Annotated in this window: 24 protein-coding genes; 16 read left to right on the top strand and 8 right to left on the bottom strand. The window is 66.0% G+C overall.

All coding sequences use genetic code 11. The annotated features are described in order from the left end of the window. Positions 1–403: 403 nt before the first annotated feature. The gene (locus tag EO170_RS05685; protein ID WP_016904463.1) at positions 404–742 is read right to left on the bottom strand and encodes a P-II family nitrogen regulator; all 339 of its coding nucleotides are present in this window, start codon (positions 740–742) and stop codon (positions 404–406) included. 191 nt (positions 743–933) lie between these two features. Here EO170_RS05685 and EO170_RS05680 point away from each other — a divergent pair, with 191 nt between their 5' ends. The 3 genes from EO170_RS05680 (at position 934) to EO170_RS05670 (ending at position 3,519) form a co-directional block, all read left to right on the top strand. Then, entirely contained in the window at positions 934–1,200 is a 267-nt protein-coding gene (locus EO170_RS05680; protein ID WP_126943152.1) for an accessory factor UbiK family protein, read from the top strand. A gap of 15 nt (positions 1,201–1,215) precedes the next feature. After that, on the top strand, positions 1,216–2,736 hold the full coding sequence (locus EO170_RS05675; protein WP_126943149.1) for a YifB family Mg chelatase-like AAA ATPase: 1,521 nt from the start codon (positions 1,216–1,218) through the stop codon (positions 2,734–2,736). A gap of 273 nt (positions 2,737–3,009) precedes the next feature. Next, positions 3,010–3,519, top strand: coding sequence for a lipocalin family protein (locus EO170_RS05670; RefSeq protein WP_161960161.1), 510 nt, complete (start codon positions 3,010–3,012; stop codon positions 3,517–3,519). A 631-nt stretch (positions 3,520–4,150) separates the two neighbouring features. Here EO170_RS05670 and EO170_RS05665 read toward each other — a convergent pair. After that, on the bottom strand, positions 4,151–4,327 hold the full coding sequence (locus tag EO170_RS05665; RefSeq protein WP_010374782.1) for a hypothetical protein: 177 nt from the start codon (positions 4,325–4,327) through the stop codon (positions 4,151–4,153). A gap of 383 nt (positions 4,328–4,710) precedes the next feature. On the opposite strand from EO170_RS05665, the gene EO170_RS05660 reads away from it, so the two are divergent. Then, the gene (locus EO170_RS05660) at positions 4,711–6,270 is read left to right on the top strand and encodes an EAL domain-containing protein (RefSeq protein ID WP_126943146.1); all 1,560 of its coding nucleotides are present in this window, start codon (positions 4,711–4,713) and stop codon (positions 6,268–6,270) included. Between the two features lie 246 nt (positions 6,271–6,516). Here EO170_RS05660 and EO170_RS05655 read toward each other — a convergent pair whose 3' ends face one another. Together EO170_RS05655 and EO170_RS05650 are read right to left on the bottom strand one after the other, a co-directional pair. Continuing rightward, positions 6,517–7,641: an acyl-CoA desaturase gene (locus tag EO170_RS05655; protein WP_104584885.1), complete on the bottom strand. Its 1,125-nt coding sequence runs from the start codon at positions 7,639–7,641 to the stop codon at positions 6,517–6,519. Positions 7,642–7,650: 9 nt separating this feature from the next. Then, positions 7,651–8,727 (bottom strand): ferredoxin reductase, encoded by a 1,077-nt coding sequence (locus tag EO170_RS05650; protein WP_104649968.1) that lies wholly within the window; start codon positions 8,725–8,727, stop codon positions 7,651–7,653. Positions 8,728–8,820: 93 nt separating this feature from the next. Between EO170_RS05650 and fabR the strand changes: the two genes are divergently transcribed. After that, entirely contained in the window at positions 8,821–9,468 is a 648-nt protein-coding gene (gene fabR, locus EO170_RS05645; protein ID WP_104584881.1) for an HTH-type transcriptional repressor FabR, read from the top strand. Between the two features lie 480 nt (positions 9,469–9,948). Further along, positions 9,949–10,761 carry a hypothetical protein gene (locus tag EO170_RS05640; RefSeq protein ID WP_126943143.1) on the top strand — a complete coding sequence of 271 codons (813 nt, stop codon included), beginning with the start codon at positions 9,949–9,951 and terminating at the stop codon, positions 10,759–10,761. 116 nt (positions 10,762–10,877) lie between these two features. Here EO170_RS05640 and EO170_RS05635 read toward each other — a convergent pair whose 3' ends face one another. The 3 genes from EO170_RS05635 to EO170_RS05625 form a co-directional block, all read right to left on the bottom strand. Next, positions 10,878–11,747, bottom strand: a complete 870-nt coding sequence (locus EO170_RS05635; protein WP_119131644.1) for an alpha/beta fold hydrolase — start codon at positions 11,745–11,747, stop codon at positions 10,878–10,880. Beyond that, positions 11,747–12,847 carry a DUF3182 family protein gene (locus tag EO170_RS05630; RefSeq protein WP_126943140.1) on the bottom strand — a complete coding sequence of 367 codons (1,101 nt, stop codon included), beginning with the start codon at positions 12,845–12,847 and terminating at the stop codon, positions 11,747–11,749. Before EO170_RS05630 ends, EO170_RS05635 begins: the two co-directional genes overlap by 1 nt. Positions 12,848–12,955: 108 nt before the next feature. Continuing rightward, positions 12,956–13,141 carry a hypothetical protein gene (locus EO170_RS05625; RefSeq protein ID WP_126943137.1) on the bottom strand — a complete coding sequence of 62 codons (186 nt, stop codon included), beginning with the start codon at positions 13,139–13,141 and terminating at the stop codon, positions 12,956–12,958. A gap of 389 nt (positions 13,142–13,530) precedes the next feature. Between EO170_RS05625 and EO170_RS05620 the strand changes: the two genes are divergently transcribed. The 8 genes from EO170_RS05620 (at position 13,531) to EO170_RS05585 (ending at position 18,999) form a co-directional block, all read left to right on the top strand. Then, positions 13,531–13,812, top strand: a complete 282-nt coding sequence (locus EO170_RS05620) for a hypothetical protein (RefSeq protein ID WP_104584871.1) — start codon at positions 13,531–13,533, stop codon at positions 13,810–13,812. A 28-nt stretch (positions 13,813–13,840) separates the two neighbouring features. Then, positions 13,841–14,107 (top strand): hypothetical protein, encoded by a 267-nt coding sequence (locus tag EO170_RS05615; protein ID WP_054591254.1) that lies wholly within the window; start codon positions 13,841–13,843, stop codon positions 14,105–14,107. Positions 14,108–14,201: 94 nt separating this feature from the next. Further along, a complete protein-coding gene (locus EO170_RS05610; protein ID WP_024939702.1) occupies positions 14,202–14,795 on the top strand; it encodes a DUF4142 domain-containing protein in 594 nt (197 codons plus the stop codon). 210 nt (positions 14,796–15,005) lie between these two features. After that, entirely contained in the window at positions 15,006–15,893 is an 888-nt protein-coding gene (locus EO170_RS05605) for a TIGR01777 family oxidoreductase (RefSeq protein WP_104608735.1), read from the top strand. 146 nt (positions 15,894–16,039) lie between these two features. Next, positions 16,040–16,705, top strand: coding sequence for a response regulator transcription factor (locus EO170_RS05600; RefSeq protein ID WP_016902656.1), 666 nt, complete (start codon positions 16,040–16,042; stop codon positions 16,703–16,705). Continuing rightward, positions 16,702–17,886 carry an ATP-binding protein gene (locus EO170_RS05595; RefSeq protein WP_126943134.1) on the top strand — a complete coding sequence of 395 codons (1,185 nt, stop codon included), beginning with the start codon at positions 16,702–16,704 and terminating at the stop codon, positions 17,884–17,886. Before EO170_RS05600 ends, EO170_RS05595 begins: the two co-directional genes overlap by 4 nt. Before the next feature lie 100 nt (positions 17,887–17,986). Further along, complete coding sequence (locus EO170_RS05590) at positions 17,987–18,277, top strand: hypothetical protein (RefSeq protein WP_046346091.1); 291 nt, start codon at positions 17,987–17,989, stop codon at positions 18,275–18,277. Positions 18,278–18,336: 59 nt separating this feature from the next. Next, the gene (locus EO170_RS05585) at positions 18,337–18,999 is read left to right on the top strand and encodes a DUF3313 domain-containing protein (RefSeq protein ID WP_126943131.1); all 663 of its coding nucleotides are present in this window, start codon (positions 18,337–18,339) and stop codon (positions 18,997–18,999) included. 588 nt (positions 19,000–19,587) lie between these two features. On the opposite strand, the gene EO170_RS05580 is transcribed toward EO170_RS05585, so the two are convergent. Next, positions 19,588–20,406: a histidine biosynthesis protein HisIE gene (locus EO170_RS05580; RefSeq protein WP_126943128.1), complete on the bottom strand. Its 819-nt coding sequence runs from the start codon at positions 20,404–20,406 to the stop codon at positions 19,588–19,590. A 242-nt stretch (positions 20,407–20,648) separates the two neighbouring features. Here EO170_RS05580 and EO170_RS05575 point away from each other — a divergent pair, with 242 nt between their 5' ends. Together EO170_RS05575 and EO170_RS05570 are read left to right on the top strand one after the other, a co-directional pair. Next, positions 20,649–22,088, top strand: a complete 1,440-nt coding sequence (locus EO170_RS05575; RefSeq protein WP_046344874.1) for a Do family serine endopeptidase — start codon at positions 20,649–20,651, stop codon at positions 22,086–22,088. A 115-nt stretch (positions 22,089–22,203) separates the two neighbouring features. Continuing rightward, on the top strand, positions 22,204–22,566 hold the full coding sequence (locus EO170_RS05570; protein WP_102251076.1) for a hypothetical protein: 363 nt from the start codon (positions 22,204–22,206) through the stop codon (positions 22,564–22,566).

Here is a 22,566-nt window from a genome sequence, read left to right as displayed (position 1 = left end):
CGGGCGCGGCTTTTTGGTGTCCTGGCTGGATTCGGGAGCGGCAAGCAGGGTGAAGCGCCTCAAGCAGATGCCGAGGCTGGCCTGGGTGCCGGATCCGGTCTTCGGTATTGAAATGGTATGAGAACGCTGGCTGGCGGCTTATAGCAGCCTAGCTCGAGGAGCGCCCGCGCGACTGCGTCGAGGGCGACCCCGGCTCAGCATTGCGTGCCCACCTCAGCCGTCGACGGCCGCGTGCCACCCTGGAGGACGCAGTGACCGGCGATGCACTGGGCACGCCATGGCACTGCGTCGCGGCACTCAGCCGATCGTCGGTCGCCGACTGGCGCGGTGTGGTGTTCCGGCAAGCGGGCGGTTGCCCAGGCTCCAGGCGCACCGTCGCCGACGTCGCTGCCCGCCGGCGCGCTTACAGCGCGTCGCTATCCAGCTCGCCGGTGCGGATCCGCACCACGCTGCCCAGGTCGTAGACGAACACCTTGCCGTCGCCGATCTTGCCGGTCCCGGCCGCGGTCACGATGGCCTCGACCACGCGCTCGGCCTGGTCGTCGGTCACCGCCACTTCGATCTTCACCTTGGGCAGGAAATCGACCACGTACTCGGCGCCGCGATACAGCTCGGTGTGTCCCTTCTGGCGCCCGAACCCCTTGACCTCGGTCACCGTGATGCCCGCCACCCCGCAGCCGGCGAGCGCTTCGCGCACATCGTCGAGCTTGAACGGTTTGACGATGGCCATGATCATTTTCATCGGTGCAGTACCAAGGGCATGACGGGGCGCGCAGCATACCGTGGACGGCCATAACACTCACCCCATGGCGTACCGCCGTCACCGCGGCCGACAGCCGAATGGGACTATCCTTACCGCCTGCCGACTGCCTTGCCGATGTTCCGCGTGTCCCGGCCTGCACTAGGCTTCCTACGGACCTGCGGAGAACACCCATGATCGATTTCAACCAGCTCGACGACCTCGCCCGCCGCCTCAGCGACCTGGTGCCGCCGGGCCTGCGCCAATCGCGCGAAGAACTGCAAGGCACCTTCAAGGGCGCACTGCAGGCCGGCCTGGGCAAGCTGGACCTGGTCACCCGCGAAGAGTTCGACGTGCAGCGCGCGGTGCTGCTGCGCACGCGCGAGAAACTCGACGCGCTGGAACAGGCCGTGGCCGCGCTGGAAGCCCGCGCGCCCGCGGCGGCGCCCACCGCTCCCTGACCAGGGCCTTCCATCATGAGTCTGGCGCTGGTGCACAGCCGTGCCCGCGTGGGGGTGCATGCACCTGAGGTTCGGGTGGAAGTGCATCTGTCCGGCGGGCTTCCCTCCACCCAGATCGTGGGCCTGCCCGAGGCTGCGGTACGCGAATCGCGCGAACGCGTGCGTGCGGCGCTGCTGTGCGCGCAGTTCGAATTTCCCGCCCGGCGCATCACCATCAACCTGGCCCCGGCCGACTTGCCGAAGGAAGGCGGCCGCTTCGACCTGCCGATCGCCCTCGGCATCCTGGCCGCCAGCGGCCAGATCGATCGCCAAACCCTGGCCGATTACGAGTTTCTCGGCGAGCTCGCGCTGACCGGCGAATTACGTGGCGTCGATGGCGTACTGCCGGCCGCCCTGGCTGCCGCGCAGGCCGGCAGACGGCTGATCGTGCCGCTGGCCAACGGCGCCGAAGCGGCCATCGCCGGGCACGTCGAAGCCTTCACCGCGCGCACGCTGCTGGAAGTCTGCGCCGCGCTCAACGGCAGCCAACGGGCACCGGCCGCCGAGGTGGCGGTGCCGGCGCTCGGCGCGCGTGCCCTGCCCGACATGGCCGATGTGCGCGGCCAGCCGCATGCGCGTCGCGCGCTGGAGATCGCCGCCGCCGGCGGCCATCATCTGCTGCTGGTCGGCAGCCCCGGCTGCGGCAAGACCCTGCTCGCCTCGCGCCTGCCCAGCCTGTTGCCCGAAGCCAGCGAAGCCGAGGCACTGGAAACCGCTGCCATCACCTCGGTCAGCGGCCGCGGGCTGGATCTTGCGCGCTGGCGGCAGCGGCCTTACCGGGCCCCACACCACACCGCCAGCGCGGTCGCGTTGGTCGGTGGTGGCACCCATCCGCGTCCCGGCGAGATCTCGCTGGCCCATCACGGCGTGCTGTTTCTGGACGAGCTCCCGGAGTGGCAGCGGCAGACGCTGGAAGTGTTGCGCGAGCCCCTGGAATCGGGGCTGGTGACGATTTCGCGCGCAGCGCGCAGCGTGGATTTCCCGGCGCGGTTCCAGCTGGTTGCTGCCATGAACCCATGTCCGTGCGGATGGGCCGGCGACGGCAGCGGGCGGTGCCGCTGCAGCAGCGACAGCATCCGCCGCTATCGCAGCCGCATCTCCGGTCCGTTGCTGGACCGGATCGATCTGCATGTCGACGTGCCGCGACTGCCACCGCATGCCTTGCGCAGCGGCACTCCCGGCGAAGACAGCGCCAGCGTGCGTACACGCGTGGTCGCCGCACGCGAACGGCAACTCGCCCGTGCCGGCACACCCAACGCACAACTGGATCAGGCACAGACCGATCATCACTGCCACCTGCAGGACGACGATCAGGTGCTGCTGGAACGCGCCATCGAACACCTGCAGCTCTCCGCGCGCTCGATGCATCGCATCCTGCGCGTGGCTCGCACCATCGCCGATCTCGACGACAGTGCAGCCATTGCCACCCGGCATCTGACCGAGGCCATCGGCTACCGCAAACTGGATCGTGCGGTGGAGACGGCGAGCGCGGCGTAGTGCGCCGACCCGGGTGCGTCGAGGCGACCGCACGCCCGCGCACCCCCATTCCACGCTGTTGGTTAGGACGCTAAGCACTCCAGCAGGGCAGGACGGTCGACCGCTTCATCGCACCGTCGCTCGCTGCCTGTGCGCCTGCAATGAGCGTACACGCGCCTTTCTCTGGCGGCACGGCATTGGCCCCATACGTCCACCCGCTCTCTCCGGCGTCGCAACATCCATTTCATGGCAAAGCACGTACAACGTCCGCCACACCACTGCGCAGAGGCCGCCATGAGCCGACATCCCGACCTAGTCACCGTCCCGTCCCTGGATCTGAATCGCTATCTGGGCACCTGGTACGAGATCGCACGGCTACCGATTCGCTTCGAGGATGCCGATTGCACCGATGTATCGGCGCACTACTCGCTGCAGGACGATGGCACGGTGCGGGTGCAGAACCGCTGCCTGACCGCCGAAGGCGAGCTGGAAGAGGCAGTCGGCGAGGCGCGCGCCATCGACGACAGCAACGCGCGGCTGGAAGTCACCTTCCTGCCCGAAGGCCTGCGCTGGATTCCGTTCACCAAAGGCGATTACTGGGTGATGCGTATCGATGCGGACTACACCGCCGCGCTGGTCGGCGGTCCCGACCGCAAGTATCTGTGGCTGCTGGCAAGGCTGCCGCAGCTGGACGAAAACATCACCCAGGCCTATCTGGCGCATGCGCGCGAGCAGGGCTTCGACCTGGCTCCGTTGATCCACACCCCGCATACCGGGCGACTGACCGAGCAGCCACTTCCCTGAGTGCTGCGCACAGCTGCCATCGCAGTCTGCCCGGTCGCCAGAACGCGCCTCCTCGGCCAGCGAATGCTGGTCCGCCGAGGATAGGCGCACGGATAGACCGACTGCAGAGCTGGATCAAGAGCGGCTGATCTGCGGCCTGGTTGCGGGGCCCTTGCCTGCCCACCCTCGCGCCTGCCCACCCTCGCGGGACACGCCGTGACTCCGTTCCCGGAGGCTCTTCTGCGGCATCCATGCCGCACAAGGCCCCGCGGCGGTAGGCGAACAAGGACCAATCAGGATGGTCGCTGTGCCTGGTGCAAGCAGGGCGGGGCTTGGGGTGTCCGGGTGTCCGGGTGTCCGGGGTGTGCGCGGCCGGCGTTCCATCGCAAGCCAGGCAGCGGACAACCCCTCAACACGCAACCTACAAACGTCTCATCTGCCCGCCGCACGCCGACTGGCAGGAACGCGGCCGACCGATTTACCGGTGCGGTAGCCCGGCCGGTTATGGGACCCCTGGCGGCATGGGTGCCGCCAAGGACTCCTAAGGATGGACTGCCTGTCCTGCAAGCAGTGAGGGCACGCGCCCTCGGACCTATCCGCGCCTCCGACGCTCCGGCATTGAACGACTGCGCAGCCCGGACTGCAGCCCGACTCAACCGTTGAGCGTGCCCAGATCCTTGGCCGCAGCCTGCGCGCCTTCCAGGCTGTCGAAGGCAACACCGGTGTCGCCGACCACGTACTTGGTCAGCTCGCCATCGCGGGTGGTTTCCTGCATCTTGAAGATCGGCACTGCATCGGTGCCGCCGACGCGTTCTTTCTGCGTTGTCATGGTGATTCCTCCAGGGAGAGTGCCTTGCACGGAGCCGGATGGCGCCGCGGCTCCCACGCGGGAGCACAGACGACCCGACCCTAGCGCGCCGTCTGGTGCAGGGGCGTGAATCCATTGACGAGGCCGATTCCCACGGCGCCCGGCACCATCATTTGCAGAAAATCACATCCGCTTCGCCCCGCGGACGCGCGCAACCCACGCGTCTGTCGTACATTCGCGACGTGCAGCCTCATCAGTCCACCGTCACTCTCTCCACCGTCTTGCCGCGGCATGCCCGCGTGCGGCGCAACTACGCCGCGCCGTTCGTGGGGCGATGCATGTCAGCGCTGCCCTGCGCGGGTTGTCGTGCGTGAGCACGCCTCCCCGCAGATGTGGGTGGTGAGGTGAAGCGTCAACGCATCATCAGTGTGACCGTGTTGCTGGTGCTGCTGTGCGCAACGCTTCCGATCAGCCTGTCCTACTACCTGGCATGGCGGCTGGCGCTGGACCGCGAGGAAGGCAAGCTCGCGCAACTCGCGGCATTGTCGATCCGGCGCACCGAAACCGCCTTTGACGAGGCACATGGTGCGCTCTTGAGCATGGGCGCATCGCCGCTGCAGCCGTGTTCCCAACCGCATCTGGCGCAGATGCGCGCGCTGGTGCTGGCCAGTCACTACATCGTCGAACTGGGCTACCTCCAGCAGGGCCGGCTGCGCTGCACCTCGTGGGGCCCATCACCGGAGGTCGTGGCGCACACCGCTGCCGACTTCGTGGTCAAGCGCGGCATCGCGGTCACCACACGGCTGCGCCCGCTGGCCAATCCGCACCACCCGCTGATGGCCTTGCAGTTGCGGGACTACAACGTGCTGATCAATCCGACCACGCTGACCGACATCAATCTGCCGCCCGGCCTGCAATTGGCGATTGGCACGCCGGACGGCCAGATACTGAGCAGCACCGGCACCGCCGCCGAGCAGCTGCTGATCGCGCTGCCGACCGCTGCATCCGGCCCCGGGACGGATGCCCAGGCATTGTCCGGCCGCGACCGCCGCGGCGACTGGGCCGCGGTCGTCACCGAGCCGGTGGCGTATCTGCGCGGGCCGCTGGCGGCTGCACGGCTGCAGGTGGTACCAGTCGGCATCGCGCTGGCGCTGCTGTTGGTCAGCCTGGTGATCTGGGTCTCGCGGCGGCGGTTGTCGCCGCTGGCGCGGCTGGAAATCGCCGTGCAGCGCAACGAGTTTGTGGTGCACTACCAGCCGATCATCGCGCTCGACACCGGCGCCTGCGTCGGTGCCGAGGCGCTGGTGCGCTGGCAGCAACCCGATGGCGTGTTGATCCCGCCCGATGCCTTCATCCCGCTGGCCGAAGAGAGCGGCCTGATCCTGCCGATCACCGATCTGGTGGTGGCCGAAGTCATCCGCGACCTCGGCCCGACCCTGGCGACCGACCCTTCCCTGCACGTGGCCATCAATGTCTCCGCCGACGACATCAAGAGCGGCCGTGTGCAGACCGTGCTGGCCCGGGCGCTGCATGGCACCAACGTGGACAGCGGACAGTTGTGGGTGGAGGCGACCGAACGCAGCCTGATGGACATCGAAGCGGCGCGCACCACCATCACCCACCTGCGCGGTGCCGGCCACACGGTGTCGATCGACGACTTCGGCACCGGCTATTCGAGCCTGCAGTACCTGCAAGGCTTGCCGCTGGATGCGCTGAAGATCGACAAGTCCTTCGTGGACACCATCGGCACCCACTCGGCCACCAGCGCGGTGACCTCGCACATCATCGACATGGCCAAGACGCTGCAGCTGCGCACCATCGCCGAAGGCGTGGAACGGCAGGAGCAGCTGGACTATCTGCGCGCGCACGGCGTGGACCTGGCGCAGGGCTGGCTGTTCTCACGCGCGCTGCCGGCCACCGGCTTCATCGCCTACCACGCGTTGATGCGCGGCGGCGCGCACTGACCAGCGCCGCTACGGCGTCAACACCGACTTGGAGCCGTGACGGCGAGTCGTCGACCAACCGGGCACGGCGATCCAGGCATGGCAATCAGCGGGAGGCACGCACGGCCTGCTCGATTCGCGGCCAAGACGGTTCGCCTGTGCCGAAAGCAACGAGGTCGCACGCCGACCAGGCGCACGCTCGTGTGGCCGCCAGGCCGAACTGACTGGCCCGACAAGAAAAAGGGCCGCCAGTGGCGGCCCTTTCGATCAGGCGCCTTGCAGGGCGCCTTCGCGTTGGCGACGTACCGGCCTGGGCCGGCTCGGGAACGCATGCCGCACGATCCGCCACATCACCTGGCCGAACTGACGCGGCAGCGAGCCGGTGTTGTAGTGCTGGCCGTAGCGCGCACAGATCTGCTTCACCTCGACCGCAATCTGCGCGTAACGGTTGGCCGGCAGGTCCGGGTAGAAGTGGTGCTCGATCTGGTGGCTCAGATTGCCCGACAGCACGTTCATCAGCTTGCCGCCGGTGAGGTTCGAAGACCCCCGCAGCTGACGCAGATACCAGTGACCGCGCGACTCGTTGCGGATCGACTCCTTCGGGAACACTTCCGCATCGGCGGTGAAGTGACCGCAGAAGATGATCACGAAGGTCCAGATGCTGCGCAGCACGTTGGCGGCCAGGTTGCCCAGCAACACGGTCAGGAAGAACGGGCCGGCCAGCGCCGGGAACACGATGTAATCCTTGAGCATCTGGCGGCCGATCTTGCGGCCGACCGGCAGGAACGAGGCGCGCAACTCGGCCGCCTTCATCTTGCCGGCGAACCAGCGGCCCAGGCGCAGGTCCTGGATTGCCACGCCCCATTCGAACAGCAACGCGAACACCACCGCAATGAACGGCTGCAGCAGGTAGAACGGGCGCCAGCGCTGCTCGGGGAAGATGCGCAGCAGCCCGTAGCCGATGTCGTCGTCCATGCCGCGCACATTGGTGTAGGTGTGGTGCTTGAAGTTGTGCGTCTTGCGCCAGTTGTCGCCGGTGGCAACGATGTCCCACTCGTAGGTGTTGCCGTTGAGCTGCGGGTCGCCCATCCAGTCGTACTGGCCGTGCATGACGTTGTGGCCCAGCTCCATGTTCTCCAGGATCTTGGACAGCGTCAGCAGCACCACACCGGCGATCCACGCCGGGATCAGCACGCTGTGCACGAACGCGCCCAGGAACAGCAGCGCGCGTCCGGCCACGCCGGTCCAGCGCACCGCGGCCACGATGCGGCGGATGTAACGCGCATCGGCGGCACCGACCTGGGCCTGCACGCGGGCGCGGATGGCGTCGAGTTCGTCGCCGAAGGACTGCAGTTCGGCAGCGGACAGGGCGCGGTTGTGGACTCGGCTCATGAGGATTCCTTACAGATCCAGGATCAGGTCAGTGCTCGGGGCACTGATGCACAGGCGGACCTGTGCGGTGGGTTCGTTGCTGCGCTCACCGGTCAACAGGTGACGCGTGGTGCCGGCCTGGCGCGCGCAGGCGCAGCTGTTGCAGATGCCCATGCGGCAACCGTGCTTCGGCCGCAGGCCTTGCGCTTCCAGCCCCTCCAGCAGCGACTGGCCGCGCGGCAGGGTCAGCGTACGGCCGCTGCGTGACAGCTGGACCTGCACCTCACCGGCTTCGCCGTCGTCCAGCACCGGCACGCTGAAGGCTTCGGCCTGGAACGCGGCCACGCGGCCCTGCAGGCGCGCGCGCGCTGCCTGCACGAAGCCGCCCGGGCCGCAGACCATGACGTGGCGGCTGGAGAGATCGGCGACCTGCTCCAACGGGTAGCCATCGATGCGCGCAGCCGGCGTGGCGCCTTCGCGGGTGGTCAGCAGGCGCACGCGCAGGCGCGGATGTGCGGCGGCCATCGCCTCGAATTCCTCGACGAAGCAGGCTTCGTCGCGCTGGCGCACCCAGTACAGCAGGTCCACGTCCATCGGCATGCCGGCCTGCGCGGCGGCCTGCAGCAGCGCGCGCATCGGGGTGATGCCCGAGCCGGCCGCCAGCAGCAACAGCGGCGTCGGGGCGGCCGGCAGCAGCATGTCGCCGAAGGCCGGATCCAGCGACACCACCGTCCCGATCGGCGCATCGCCGGCCAGGTAGCGGCTTACCAGCCCGCCCTCGATCGCCTTGACGGTGATCGCCAAGCGGCCATCGGCCAGCACGGTCGGGCTGTAGCTGCGCAGCAGGCGGCGGCCGTCGATCTCCACGCCCAGGCTCACGTGCTGGCCGGCCTGCAGCCCCTGCCAGTGGCCGTTGGGCCGCAGCACCAGGGTCACCGCGTCGCGGCTGGCCGGCGTGCGCGCGACCAGGCGGGCCATTGGCCGTTCCAGGGTCCACAGGGGGTTGAGCCGGGTTGCCCAGAAATCGAACAACTGCGGCGACACCAGCCGGCGCGCCAGGCGCGTCGGCAATGGGGACTTGGACTTGGGGTCGGATGCCAGGTTCATGGATTGCACTATACGCATGCATGCACAGCCGTGTATACAGTTGTATATCGATCAGAGGAGCTATGATTCAGGCCCACGCCCGGCTACCGCCTCATGACCTCCATCGCCCTGCCTTCCAACGACGCGCCGCCGTCACGCAAGCCGGCGATTTCACGTGAGGATCTGATCGCCGCGGCACTGTCGCTGATCGGACCACACCGCAGCCTGTCCACGCTGAGCCTGCGCGAAGTGGCCCGCGAAGCCGGCATCGCGCCCAACAGCTTCTATCGCCAGTTCCGCGACATGGACGAACTGGCGGTGGCCCTGATCGATCTGGCCGGGCGTTCGTTGCGCACCATCATCGGCCAGGCCCGTCAGCGCGCCACCTCCACCGACCGCAGCGTCATCCGGGTGTCGGTCGAAGCCTTTATGGAACAGCTGCGTGCCGACGACAAGTTGCTGCACGTGCTGCTGCGCGAAGGTGCGGTGGGCTCGGATGCGTTCAAGCAGGCGGTGGAGCGTGAGCTCAGCTATTTCGAAGACGAGTTGCGGGTGGACCTGATCCGCCTGGCCGCCGCCGACAATGCCAAGCTGCATGCGCCGGCGCTGGTGTCCAAGGCGATCACCCGGCTGGTGTTTGCGATGGGTGCGGTGGCGATGGACTCGCCGCCGGAAAAAGACCCCGAACTGATCGAGCAGATCTCGCAGATGCTGCGCATGATACTCACCGGTGCACGCACCTTGGGCACGCACGGCGGGTGAGCGTGGCTTGACGCTGGAAAGCCACCGGTCTGTCTCGCGTTGACCGGTGACGCATGCTCGCTTCGATCGAGACGCCTGGCTGGTGGCCTACGCATCAAGTCGCACGCATGCGCTGTCGGTGCGTCAATGACCTGCGCGCAATAAGGTGGCGCAGTCCGCGTGCATAGCCACGCCAGGTGCGTGCAAGCGCCTGTGCATGGAGATCGGCACATACCGCGTTTTGCGAAGACAACCGAACATGGCGATCGCTGAAACATCGGCAGTGCCTGTTTGTCTATAAAGGCATCCAAACACCTGCAAGGCGATACGGTCGTACCTCTATCTTCTATCGACCAGCCTCATCCATGGCGGCGAATGCACAGTTCAGTCTTGTCGCGGTGGTGCTCACATCCAAGCACATGCGTTTCACTCCTGGCTGGCCAAGGTGGGCCACGTTCGCGATCTGCTCGACAGACGCACCTACAGGCACACGGAGACGACATGAGCAACCACGACACCCCTCTCGACAAGCAGGAACGCAAGGCCGAAGCGCAGGATCTGAACCGTGACCCGATCTCCGGTACACCCGGTTCGCATCCGGTCGGTGTGGGTGTGGGCGGCATCGCAGGCGGCGCTGCCGCCGGTGCGTTGGCCGGCACCGTGTTCGGTCCGCTGGGCACGCTGATCGGCGCGGCGGTTGGCGTGGTGGCCGGTGCCGCAGCCGGCAAGGGCGTGGCCGAGCGCCTGGACCCCACGGTGGAAACCGAATACTGGCGTCAGGAGCACCAGAACCGTCCTTACTACAAGGAAGGCACTGATTACGACCGCGATTACGCCACCGTCTACGGCTTTGGCCTGCAGGCGCGCGAAACACGTCCGACCAGCACCTGGGAAGAAACCGAGGCCACGCTGGCTGGTGAATGGCCGCGCAATCGCGGCGAATCGCGCCTGGAATGGGAAGAGGCACGCCTTGCCGCGCGCGATGCCTGGGAGCGTGCCGATCGCACGCATAGCGTCTATGGCGAGGGCGATACGCATTACCAAGGCCGTTTCGACAGCGCGAGTTATCGCGACGCCGAATATTCCTACGACGATTATCGCCCTGCCTATCGTTACGGCATGCAGGCGCGTCAGCAATATGTCGGCCGCCAGTGGGACGACCATCTGGAACGCGATCTGGGCGACGGCTGGGATCGTTTCAAGTCCAACTCGCGCCTGAGCTGGGAAAAGGCCAAGCATGCCGTGCGCGAAGCCTTCGATTCGGAGAATCACGATCAGGCTGCACGTCGCAACCCGACCGACCCGCGCGTCTAAGGTGTCGCGGCCTGGCACCAGGCCACGCTGACGTTTGAAAAAAGAGCGGGCCCGATGGGCCCGTTCTTCATTGTCGAAAACATCAACGGGGACGCTGACCCCGTTGCGTGGACCACTCAGCTGGAGCTGTTTTCCACGGCACGGATGTCGCCACGAAATTCGCGCGCGCCCTGCCCGGGCGATGACACTGCATCGCCCTGTTGCTGCTTGAGCATCTGCTTGCGTGCGGCCACCACTTCCTTGGCCAGGGCGATGCGCCGGCCGACCACCATTTCGGTCAGCCAGTCGATCAGGGTCCGCGTGTATTCCTGCTGGTGTTCCTTGATGCTCAATGCGTGATCGGCACCGGCAATCACCCGCGCGCTCAGCGAGCGCGCATTGACGAAGGCATTGGCATAATTGCGCAACACCGGATGCGGCACGATCACGTCGTGTTGCGCCTCCACCAGCAGCACATCGCCCTTGTAGTCGGCACAGGCCGCCAAGGCGATATTGTCGTCCGGGGTCAGCACGCGCTGCCGGTAATCCATCAATTCCGGATCGGCGTTGAGGCTGACCTTGGGGCGATCCCAATGCTCGTCCTTGTACAGCGCGGGCGAGCGTAACGCCAGCCATTCCACCGGGCGTTCGCGCGTCAGCAAGGCGGACAGGTAGCCACCGTAGCTGAGTCCGACCACGGCGATCGATTGCGGGTCGACATACGGCAGGCCGGCAAGCTGATCGTAGGCTGCCTTGATGTCGTCCAGGTTCTGCGCGCGTGTCACGCTCTGGCGCATGGACGCGTAGCCTTCATGGCCACGCAGGTCGAAGGTCATGCAGATGCAGCCCAGGCCGACCGCTTCGCGCGCGCGTACCAGGCTGTGATGCTGGCTACCGCCCCAGCCATGCACGAACAGCACGGCGGGAATGCCGGTGGGCGTGAGCAAGGTGCCACTGAGTTCGTCCTGGTCGACCGGGATCTGGATGCTGGAAAGTTTGGCTTCCATTACGTGGTGGATACCCTTCTGTATTTGAAGCGCGGACCCGGCCCAGGGCGTTCGGCGCGATAGTAGATCTGCGCATCTGCGGGCGGTTGGCCCTGATAGATCTCGTGCGTGGATGCATGCACCCAGCGCAGTTCGGCATCGTCCTGAAAGCTGCCAATCGCGGCGAGCTCGGCCGGTGTGGCGCCGCCGACGCGCCAGGATTGCTCCAGCACGCCGCAGACCGCACCGTTCCTTCCATCGTCGCCGCTGACCACATCGTAGTTGCGCCGCGAGATGTGCAACCCAGGATAGGCGGCGGTGATGAATCGATCGTATCTGCAGGCTTGCGCGACCACACGCTGTTGCAGGGGCGGTAGCGCCGTCATAGCCAGCGCTTCGAGCGATCCGCGATACACATGCAGCGATGAGCCGCCATAGACGTCCTCGTCCTGCACATTGCGCACGCTGCATTGGGTGCCGTAATAGGCGATCTGGACGCCGGCAACGCATAGCTCGCCCACGCTATGTGTCACCGGCTGCAGGATATTGCGCTCCAGGACCGCGCCATGCGTGCCCAGATAGTCCTCCGGCAAGCTGTCCAGCACCTGCGTCAATTGCGCTGCATCGGCAATACGCCATTGGCCGTTGCCGCCCACGCCGGTCGGTAGCTTGAGTCGCACACCGCCATCCGGCAGCAGGGCCTGCAGCGCACGCAGGGCATCGGTGCGCGAAAACACCGTATAGCCCGCCAACGTGGCCGGAATCAGCGCGGTGGCCAGTGCCTGGTTCCATCCGGGGACGCTGGCTGCCTGCTCGGCAATCAGCGGGTGGCCGATCACCTTGGTTGCCAGGAAGGCATGCGGCACGATGCCGCCCAGCAAGTCCGCAGCGTCATCGATGCCGAGTCCATGCGCCTGTTCCGACGTCAGAGTTTCATCGGGCACATGAAACACGGTCTCGGCAACCATGGGTCCGGAGGCGGCACGATGCCCTGCGCCGCGCACGCCCAGCAGCCGTGCAATTTCGCGACAGACCCACGCATGCGTGGCACGCTCATGACCATCCTCGGGCACCGGCCGAGTGACATGCCCCAGGACCTGGCAGTACTGCTTGTGCGCCATCACGTCTCCCCTCGCAGCGTCGAACCGCGTGCCGTTGCTGGCTTTTCAAGCAGTTGAGACCCGCGCAGTCGGTGATGCAACGCTACGCCGGCGCCGGAAGAACCCGGCTTACTTCAAGGTCAGATAGAACGCAAGCACGATCACAAGGACGACGATCAAGCTGATGGCGACACGTCCCCCACGCAACTCCACCAGGGCATGCCACCACACACGTGCTTCCGAGGTGCCGCTGGCGGCTTGCGGCTTACGACTGCTTTCGCTGTCCTGCATCCTGAGTACTCTCATCTCCATCATGTCATCCCACATCCTAAGCATCAGACGTTACACAAGTGTGGAACGATTCAGAATCTTCCGTAAATTGCGGCATTGCGCGCATGTTTGCCCCGACATCATCGCAACGATCGTCCGATGCACGGTGGCAATGGGACCTTGCCTGACGTAGACCTTTCGAAAGGATGCAATCGATTGCTGACGGGTGCTCACCGCTGCGCTATGACTTGAATCGCCGATGCACGCTGCAGACGACACGACCTGCATGCGCAGCATGTCACGGCGCAAACGAAGCTGACCAGTTAAGCACGCGCTGCTGCGATTGGGCCAATAGTCGGGTTCGATGATCATCCGTTGACACAGCCACGGTTACCCTGCGTGTCAAGTTTGTTTAACCCGGACCACGCGAAGTCATGAGCAGAGACCCATCCGTCATCGATGTACAGGCCGAAATCGCGCATTGGCAGGCGCGTCACGCGCAGGGCAACCTGGGCGCAGGCAAGTTCAGCGAATTGTCCCCGGTGGTGAAAATGGCCTGCGATATCTATCTGCAGGCACCGCGTTCGAGCGATCAGGAACGTCTGCGCCTGTTTCGCGACCGCCTGGAGCATCACTTCATTTCATCCAGCACGCAGTCCAATTACGAGCAGTTGGCGACCGATTGCTGGCAGCGGTTAGGCAACCGCAATAGTTGAGCAAGACCGTTCCTCATTGGAGAGCATCATGAAAACCCCGTATCAAGTGCAGCAGGAGCTGGAGCGATTGGAGCGGCTGGTTCCGCACATCGTCAGCGACCAGGGCGACCGCGCGGAGGACATCCTAGGCTTCCATGTCGCCAGCTTGTTGGGCAGTGCCCCGGCCAGCGAACACGCGCTGATTCGCGAGCGCACCGCACGCATGGCGCGCGTGTGCCGCACTGCACAGGACAGCGTGCGTACACCAGCTAGACCGCTGGGCCTTGGCGCAGCCGCCCAGGCGCAGCTGGCCTGACCGGCAGGCGCCGATCCACGCATCACCGGAGCCGCGTAGCGGCTCCTTTGCATTTCACCGTCGGCAGTATTGGCCGCATTCTTTTAGGACCTCCATGAAATCCCTTCTTGTCGCGACATCGCTCCTTGCCGTGCTCTCCCTGACCGCCTGCGATCGCCCCGGCGGCGATGCCTCGCGGACTGCGCCGGCAGTATCGCCCGAACCGACTGCCGCACCGGTCAGCGGCACCGGCGCTGCCGAACTGGCCAAGGGCGATCCCGCCGTGCTCGGCGTGCTGGCGGCGCTGGATGAAAACGAGATCGCGCTGGCCAAGCAGGCCATCTCCCAGGATCTGGGCGGTGCGACCGACACCTTCGCCAAGCAGCTGCTGCACGACCACGAAGCCAACCTGGAGAAGAGCAAGGCACTGGGTGCCACCGACAGCCCGCGCGCCGATGCAATGCGCGCCAAGGGCAAGGCAGCGGTGGACGCGCTGGCAAAGACAGCGACCCTGCCCGATGGCAAGGACGCCTACCGCAATGCCTTCCTGCGCACGATGGTCAGCGACCACGGCGACACCATCAAGATCATCGACGCCGAACTGCTGCCCGCCGCCGAAAGCGCGCCGGTCAAGCAGCATCTGGAAGAAAGCCGGCGCGTGGTGTCGGCGCACTTCGAGCGCGCCCACGCGGTGTCATCCTCGCGCTGAGCCTGTTACAGCGTCTGCAAGCACCCAACGCGCCGGCCTGTCCGGCGCGTTGGCGTTTGGGCCTTGCCCGTCTTTGCCGATGGACGCGCCCTCCCCCGGCCGCCGTCCTGGTGCCGCACGCGGCCATCGCAGCGGGTGCAGCAGCAACTTCACTTTGCAGCAGGCAGCGCTGGCCTATCGTGCCGCATCGATTCGGCGCAGGAATGTCCCATGCAGTTGCTCATCACCGGCGGCACCGGGTTCATCGGCCAGGCCTTGTGTCCGGCACTGGTGCAGGCCGGGCACCAGGTCAGCGTGCTGACCCGCGACCTACGGCGCGCGGCGCGTCTCCTGCCCGGCGTGACCGTGGTGGACACGCTGGACGGCGTGCAGGCCGATGCGGTCATCAATCTGGCGGGCGAGCCGCTGGCGGCCGGCCGCTGGACCGATGCGCGCAAGCAGCGCTTCCGCGCGTCGCGCCTGGGCATCACCGGCCAGCTGCATGCCTGGATCGCGCAGCAGCCGGCCGAACGGCGCCCGGCGGTGCTGATTTCCGGCTCGGCGGTAGGCTATTACGGCGAGCGGGGCGACAGCGTCCTGACCGAGGCGGACCACGCCGGCAACGATTTCTCTGCGCAGCTGTGCCGCGACTGGGAAGCCGAAGCGGCAAAGATCGGCGCACTCGGCCCGCGCGTGAGCTGGGTCCGCACCGGCATCGTGCTCGACCGCGACGGCGGCGCCCTGGCCCGCATGCTGCCGGCGTTCCGCTTCGGCGGCGGCGGCCCGTTCGGCGATGGACGCCACTGGATGAGCTGGATCCACCGCGCCGACATGGTGGCTTTGCTGCTGTGGTTGCTGGAACACGGCCAGCCCGGCGCCTACAACGCCACCGCACCGACCCCGGTCACCAATGCCGAGTTCGCGCGCACCCTGGCCCACGTGCTGCATCGCCCGGCACTGCTGGCGCTGCCGGCCGGCCTGCTGCGGCTGGGCTTCGGCGAGATGGCCGAGCTGCTGCTGATCAGCCAGCGCGTGCTGCCGCAACGCGCGCTGGATGCCGGCTTCCGCTTCCAGTATGTCCATCTGGAAGCGGCGTTGCGCGCCATCCTGCAGCGCTAGCGCCTGCGTGGCCCTGGGGCCCTGCGCAATGGCAGGGCTGCCGGCCGCCTGTAACGGCACGGAGGGCCATGCACTAATATTTGCCTAACGACCATCTCCGACAGTGCTGCCGATCTCGGACTGGCCCTGGGCCCGGCGGAACACCTATGCACCTGCTGCTTGTCGAAGACGACACCATGCTGGCCAACGCGATCTGCGATGGCGTCCGCCAGCAGTCCTGGACCATCGACCACGTCGGCAGCGCCAATGCCGCCAAGACCGTGCTGGTGGACCACCGCTACACCGCGGTGCTGCTGGATATCGGCCTGCCGGGCGAGTCCGGGCTGACGGTGATCCGCTTCATGCGCGGCCATTACGACGCCACGCCGGTGATCGCACTGACCGCGCGCGGCCAGCTCACCGACCGCATCCGCGGCCTGGATGCCGGTGCCGACGACTATCTGGTCAAACCGTTCCAGTTCGACGAGCTGATGGCTCGGCTGCGTGCGATCACCCGGCGCAGCCAGGGACGCGTGGTGCCGCTGCTCACGCAGGGCGATGTCTGCGTGGACCCGAGCAGCCGCAAGGTCACCCGCGACGGCAAGTGGGTGGCGCTGAGCGCGCACGAATACCGCCTGCTGCTGGCGCTGATGGAACGCGCCGGGCGCGTGGTCACCAAGGATCAACTGGAAGAAGGCGTCTACGGCGGTCCGTCCGAAGGCGGCAGCAACATGATTGCGGTGTACGTGCACCAGCTGCGCCGCAAGCTCGGCGACGAGCTGATCTCCACGGTGTATGGCCAGGGCTACATGGTCGGCAAGGCACCGGAATGAAATCGCTGCAGGCACGCATGCTGGCGGCGCTGGCTGCAATCGTGTTGTTGAGCTGGTCCACCTCGTTGTGGATCCTGGTTGCCCTGGTCACCCAGGGCCATCACAGCGTGTTCGAGCAGGAGCTCAACATGTTCGGCGACCAGTTGATCAGCGCCCTGCCCGACGCGCTGGAGCACCGCTTCGATACGCAACCGGAGCCGCCGGCCGCGGTCGATACGCACACCCCGATCGGCAATGCGTCCTCGCGCATGAGCTTCAAGCAGACCTTGATTGCGATGGTGCTCAACACCTTGCAACTGGGGGTATTGGGCGTGCTGGTGTGGTGGGCGGTCCGCACCTCGCTCGCACCGCTGCGCGCCATCTCCAGGGCCATCGCGCAACGCACCGGGCTGGAGACCGAGCCGGTGCCGCTGGCGCAGGTGCCGGACGAGATTCGCCCGCTGATCGGCTCCTTCAATTCGCTGCTGGCCCGCGTGGAAAAGACCGTGCAGGCCGAGCGCGATTTCGTGGCAGACGCCGCGCACGAACTGCGCACCCCGCTGTCTGCACTGCATGCCTACGCCGAGGTCGCGCTGCGCGCACCCACGCTGGAGGCCAAGGACGCGGCGCTGCAGCAGCTGCTGGAAACCGCGCGCCGCAGCAATCGGCTGGCCGAGCAATTGCTGGATCTGGCACGGCTGGATGCAGGCATCAGTTCGGCGGCGTACCAGCAGGTGGACATGGGCGAGCTGATCTCGCATGTGCTGGACGAATTCAGCGTGCAGGCCGAGGCCCGCCACATCAATCTGCAGGTGGAAGCATCGCCGTGCCTGCTGCGTTGCGATGTGGATGCGGTGGGTATCCTGATCCGCAATCTGGTCGACAACGCCATCCGCTATGGCCGGCCCCACGGCATGGTGGAAGTGAGTTGCGGCTACTGCCTGCGCGCCGATGCGCTGCATCCGTTCGTGCAGGTCAGCGATGACGGCCCCGGCGTGCCGGAGAGTGACCACGCGTCCATCTTCGAACGCTTCTACCGGGTTGCCGGCAGCCAGGTGCAGGGCAGCGGGATCGGGCTGTCGCTGGTGGCCGGTATCGCGCGCCTGCACGAAGCCAGCATCGAAACCTGCGAAGGCCACGAGGGCCGCGGACTGTGCGTGCGCGTGGTGTTCGCCAGCGACGGCGTGCGCCGCACCGGCTGAACGCAGGTGGCGCGTGGCGATCGCCCAGCGCCAAACCCAATAAGTTTCCAAAACCCGCTGCCTACAGTGCACTCACCGCACGCATCCAGGATGCATGGTGATGTTTCACTCGATCCGTTCCACCCCGCTTTCCCCCGCCGCCATCGCGCTACTGGCACCGCATACGGCTGCCAACGACAGCGCTGTCCCTGCCCCGGTCGCCGATGTCCTCCTGCTGGACTTTCGCTGCGGCCGCACCGGCACGCGCAATCGCGACATCTGGAGCGAACTGCCGGATATCCGTAGCGCACGTCAGGCGCGCCGGCTGCAGCAGTGGGCCAAGAGCGGGGTGTTGTTCACTGCCGCCGCCGTGGTGTTTGCGCTGGCGGTGGCCAGTTATCTGATGCATTGAGCGCGCGGCCCCGCTCGCGCGTGCTCGTCCCTATCTGCTTCCTTCTCACGGTATTGCCCATGTCGCCCTTTTCCCTTGTCCGTTGCGGCACGCTGCTGGTTGTCGGCGTGACGCTGATCGGTTGTGCCAGTACGCGTCCGATGCCGTACAGCCAGTTGCCATCTTCAAGCTATCTGCGCCCGCACGTTGGCAGCCGCGGCGACCGCATGCCGTACGCCTATCAGGGCGCGGTGGATTGGACACGTTACCGCGCCGCACTGGTCGAGCCGGTCAGCATCTATCGCGGTCCCGACGCGCAATTCGAAGACGTGCCCGAGCAGGACAGACGCATGCTCGCCGATGACATGCAGCAGGAGTTCGGCAATGCGATCGGGCAGCGTTGGCAACGCGCGACAGTGGCCGATCGCGACACCTTGCGCGTGCGCATCAGCCTGACCGGTGCCAAACCCAGCAAGCGGGTGCTGGGCACCTTCATGAAGGTGGATCTGGGCGGCGGTTCCTACAACGCGGTGCAGGCCGCACGCGGCAAGGAAGGCGCGTTTTCCGGCTCGGTCAGCTACGCGGTGGAAATCTTCGACGCGCAGAGCAACCGCCTGCTCGCCGCCTATGTCGAAAAACAGTACCCGAGCGCGATGAACATCAAGGCCAGCCTGGGCGCCTATGACGCAGCCAGGGCCGGTATTCGCAAGGGCGCCGAGCAGTTGGTCAAGGGAATGGAGTAGCTGGGATTTGGGATTTGGGATTTGGGATTTGGGATTTGGGATTTGGGATTCGGGATTCGGGATTCGGGATTCGGGATTCGGGATTCGGGAATCGGGAATCGGGAATCGGGAATCGGATTAGCGGATTAGCGGATTAGCGGATTAGCGGAAGCGATGGCTTCCAGTTTCCTTCTCCCATCGGGAGGAGGTGCTCCGCAGGGGCGGATGAGGGTACGGGCGAAGCCTCGCGAACTCGGAACGACACGCGGGCTTCGTCGGTTTCATCCCCGCGCCGCTGCACGCCTAACCCATTCTTGCAGCGCGGGCGCTCCAAAACACGCGCGCCCATGGCGTGCAAGCCGTATCTTCTCGCTCCGTGAGGAGAGTGGCTTGATGTCCCGCATCTGGCGAGCGCTATGGACAGATGCCCATCCGGTTCAAATGTCAGATCCAGTCACTCGCCCGATCACATGAGTGCAGCAAGCAAGCGATCGCCTCGTTAAAGGTCACACCACAAAAAAGGCCGGCGCTGTACGAACAGCGCCGGCCTTTGTCAGTCTGCACGGCCAACGCATCGTCAGCGTGCAATGCCATCTTGGTGCTGCAGCATCAACGCGTCACGCGCTTGGCCACTTTCTTGCCCACCGCCTTGCGGGCAGCGGTGGTCTTGGCCACTGCGCGCGTGGCCGGGGTCTTGGTGACCTTGGCAGCCTTCTTCAAAGTGGTCTTGGTCACCGCCTTCTTGAGCGGGGCCTTTTTCACTGTGGCCTGTTTGGTGGCGGTCTGTTTGGCCACCGGTGCCTTCTTGGCGGCGGGCTTGACGATGGTCTTGGCGACCGGCTTCTTGACCGGCGCCGCCTTGGCCGCAGCCTTCTTCGCTGCCGCACGCGCGCCTACCGTGGCCACCGCGCTCTTGCGCGCTGCGCTCTTGGCAGCGGTCTTGGCACTCAGTGCTGCCGCTTCGGCCTTGGCATTGGCCTTGGCGGTTTCCAGCTTCTGCTTGGCGCTGGCCTTGGTGTTGGCCAGTTTCTTCTTGGCAGCATCGGTGGTGCTGCTCAGCTTCTGCTTGGCGGCATCCTTGGTAGATGCAAGCTTCTGCTTGGCAGCGTCCTTGGTGGCGGTCAACTTGTCCCTGGCGGCCTCCTTGCCCGACACCAGCGAGCGCTTGGTCTTGGCCACGCTGCGCTTGACCGCGGTGGCTGCATCGCCAGCCTTTTCGACGACGCGCTGTTCAACCTTGACCACGGCCTTGCGGGCCTTGGCGACGCGGATCTTGACCTCTGCCGCCGCCGTGCCGGCCGCGTCCTGCACGCTGGCCACCGCGTCGCTGGTAGTACTGGCGATGGTCTCGCCCAGTTCGGTGGCAGTGCTCTTGACGCTATCGACAGCCTCGGACAGGGTTGCCGTCACACCATTGCCGTTGCTCATAGGACCCTCCTTAAGGGCATCAGTGCTGAAAACGCGGGCGATGCGCAGCGGCATGCGTATGCTGAACAGGCATCGGATCAAGCGGACGCTACGCCGGGCTCAAGCGACTGTCAACGCAGCGCCGGCAAGGGCTCGGCGGCGCTTTCACCAGGCGTTAAATTGCCCGCTGGCACTCTCGTTCAGCTTGATTTACGCAGTCAGACGCCCTATTCCTCTTCCACCGCGTAACCCGGACTCGTTGCATGCGCCCGCTGCCCACCTTGCTGACCCTTTCCCTGGCCGCTGCCTTCGGCGGATTTGCCGCCACCGGCATCAATGCCTGGATGGACAACCGCGCCGAGGCCGCACCGGCCGGCGCGTCCACCACCTTTAGCCTGCCCGCGGCCGCCGCACTGCCGGCCGCCGTCGCCGGGCAACCGGTGCCGTCGCTGGCGCCGATGCTGCAACAAGCGATGCCGGCGGTGGTGAGCGTCAATACCAAGCAAGTGGTGCGCGTGCGCAACCCGTTCTTCAACGACCCGATCCTGCGCCGGCTGTTTCCGCAGGTGCCGCAGGACCGCATCAACGAGTCGCTGGGTTCTGGCGTGATCATCGATGCGCAAAAAGGCTATGTGCTGACCAATCACCACGTCATCGAAAATGCCGACGATGTGCAGGTGACGCTTGGCGACGGGCGCACGGTCAAGGCCGATTTCATCGGCTCCGATGCCGATACCGATATCGCGCTGATCCGCATCAAGGCCGACAACCTCACCGACATCAAGCTGGCCGACAGCAATGCGCTGCGCGTGGGTGACTTCGTGGTGGCGATCGGCAACCCGTTCGGCTTCACCCAGACGGTGACCTCCGGCATCGTCTCGGCAGTGGGCCGCAGCGGTATTCGCGGGCTGGGCTACCAGAATTTCATCCAGACCGATGCCTCGATCAATCCGGGTAACTCCGGCGGTGCGCTGGTCAACCTGCAGGGCCAGTTGGTGGGCATCAATACCGCCAGCTTCAATCCCCAGGGCAGCATGGCCGGCAATATCGGCCTGGGTCTGGCGATCCCCTCCAACCTGGCGCGCAATGTGGTGGAGCAATTGGTGACCAAGGGCGTGGTGGTGCGTGGCACGCTCGGGCTGGAAACCCAGAACCTCACCCAGCAGATGCTGCAGGGCCTGGGTGTGGATTCGTTGCGGGGTGCGCTGGTGACGCGTGTGTTGCCAGGGTCCGCTGCGGCCGCCGCAGGCGTGCAGCCAGGCGATGTGGTGGTGGCCGCCAATGACCAGCGCGTGGACAGTGCAGAGGCGCTGCACAACTATGAAGGCCTGCAGGCGGTTGGTAGCCCGGTCAGGCTGGAGATTCGCCGCGATGGCAAACCGCTCACCCTCACCGCCAAACTGAAAGAGCAGGACCGCGCAGTCACCGGCGACATGCTCGACCCGCGCCTGGGCGGCGCCACCTTCGTTGACCTGCCCGAATCGCTGCGGCAGTCCGGCATTACCGGCGTCATGGTCAGCGAGGTCAAACGCGGCGGTCGTGCCGCAGCCAATGGTCTGGTCAGCGGCGATGTGATCGTGGCCAGCAGCGTGGGCGAGTTTGCCGATCTGGCCAGCTGGCGTGCCAACTTCCAGCGCAAGCCGCAGCAACTGGTCGTGCGCATCCTGCGTGGCAACGCGCAGTACGACGCGTTGATGCGTTGACGTGGCGTGCACTGCCATCGGCGCGCACTAACACCTCCTACACCGTAGCGATGCTATTGCTGCACCACGCCCGCACGCTGTCGCGGCTGCCATCAATGACCGAAGGAGATATCACATGAGCCCCACCAATACCGACCAGCTGAAGGAAAACCTGAGCGAAGCCGGCACCCACCTGAAGTCTGCCGCCAGCGCCGCAGGCGAAGCCGTCAAGGGTGCCACCAGCGCTGCAGGCGATGAGCTCAAGCTCGGTCGCGCCAACGTCAAGGCTGAGCTTTCTGATACCGCACTGGCCGGCATGGCTGCTGCCGAGTTCGGCGGCGCCGCTGCCAAGGAGCAACTCGATGTGCTGGTCAGCAAGGGCAATGACCTGCTGGAAAGCGCCACCGATCTGATTCGTGAGCGCCCGCTGGCTGCGTTCGGTGTTGCGTTTGCGACCGGCTGGATCATTGCCAAGCTGGCACGCAGCAACGACAACTAA

This window comes from Xanthomonas sp. BRIP62409 (assembly GCF_003992965.1).
Lineage (GTDB): Bacteria > Pseudomonadota > Gammaproteobacteria > Xanthomonadales > Xanthomonadaceae > Xanthomonas > Xanthomonas euroxanthea.
The sequence above is the reverse complement of the archived record's forward strand: the minus strand, read 5'-3'. Positions and strand labels throughout refer to the sequence as shown.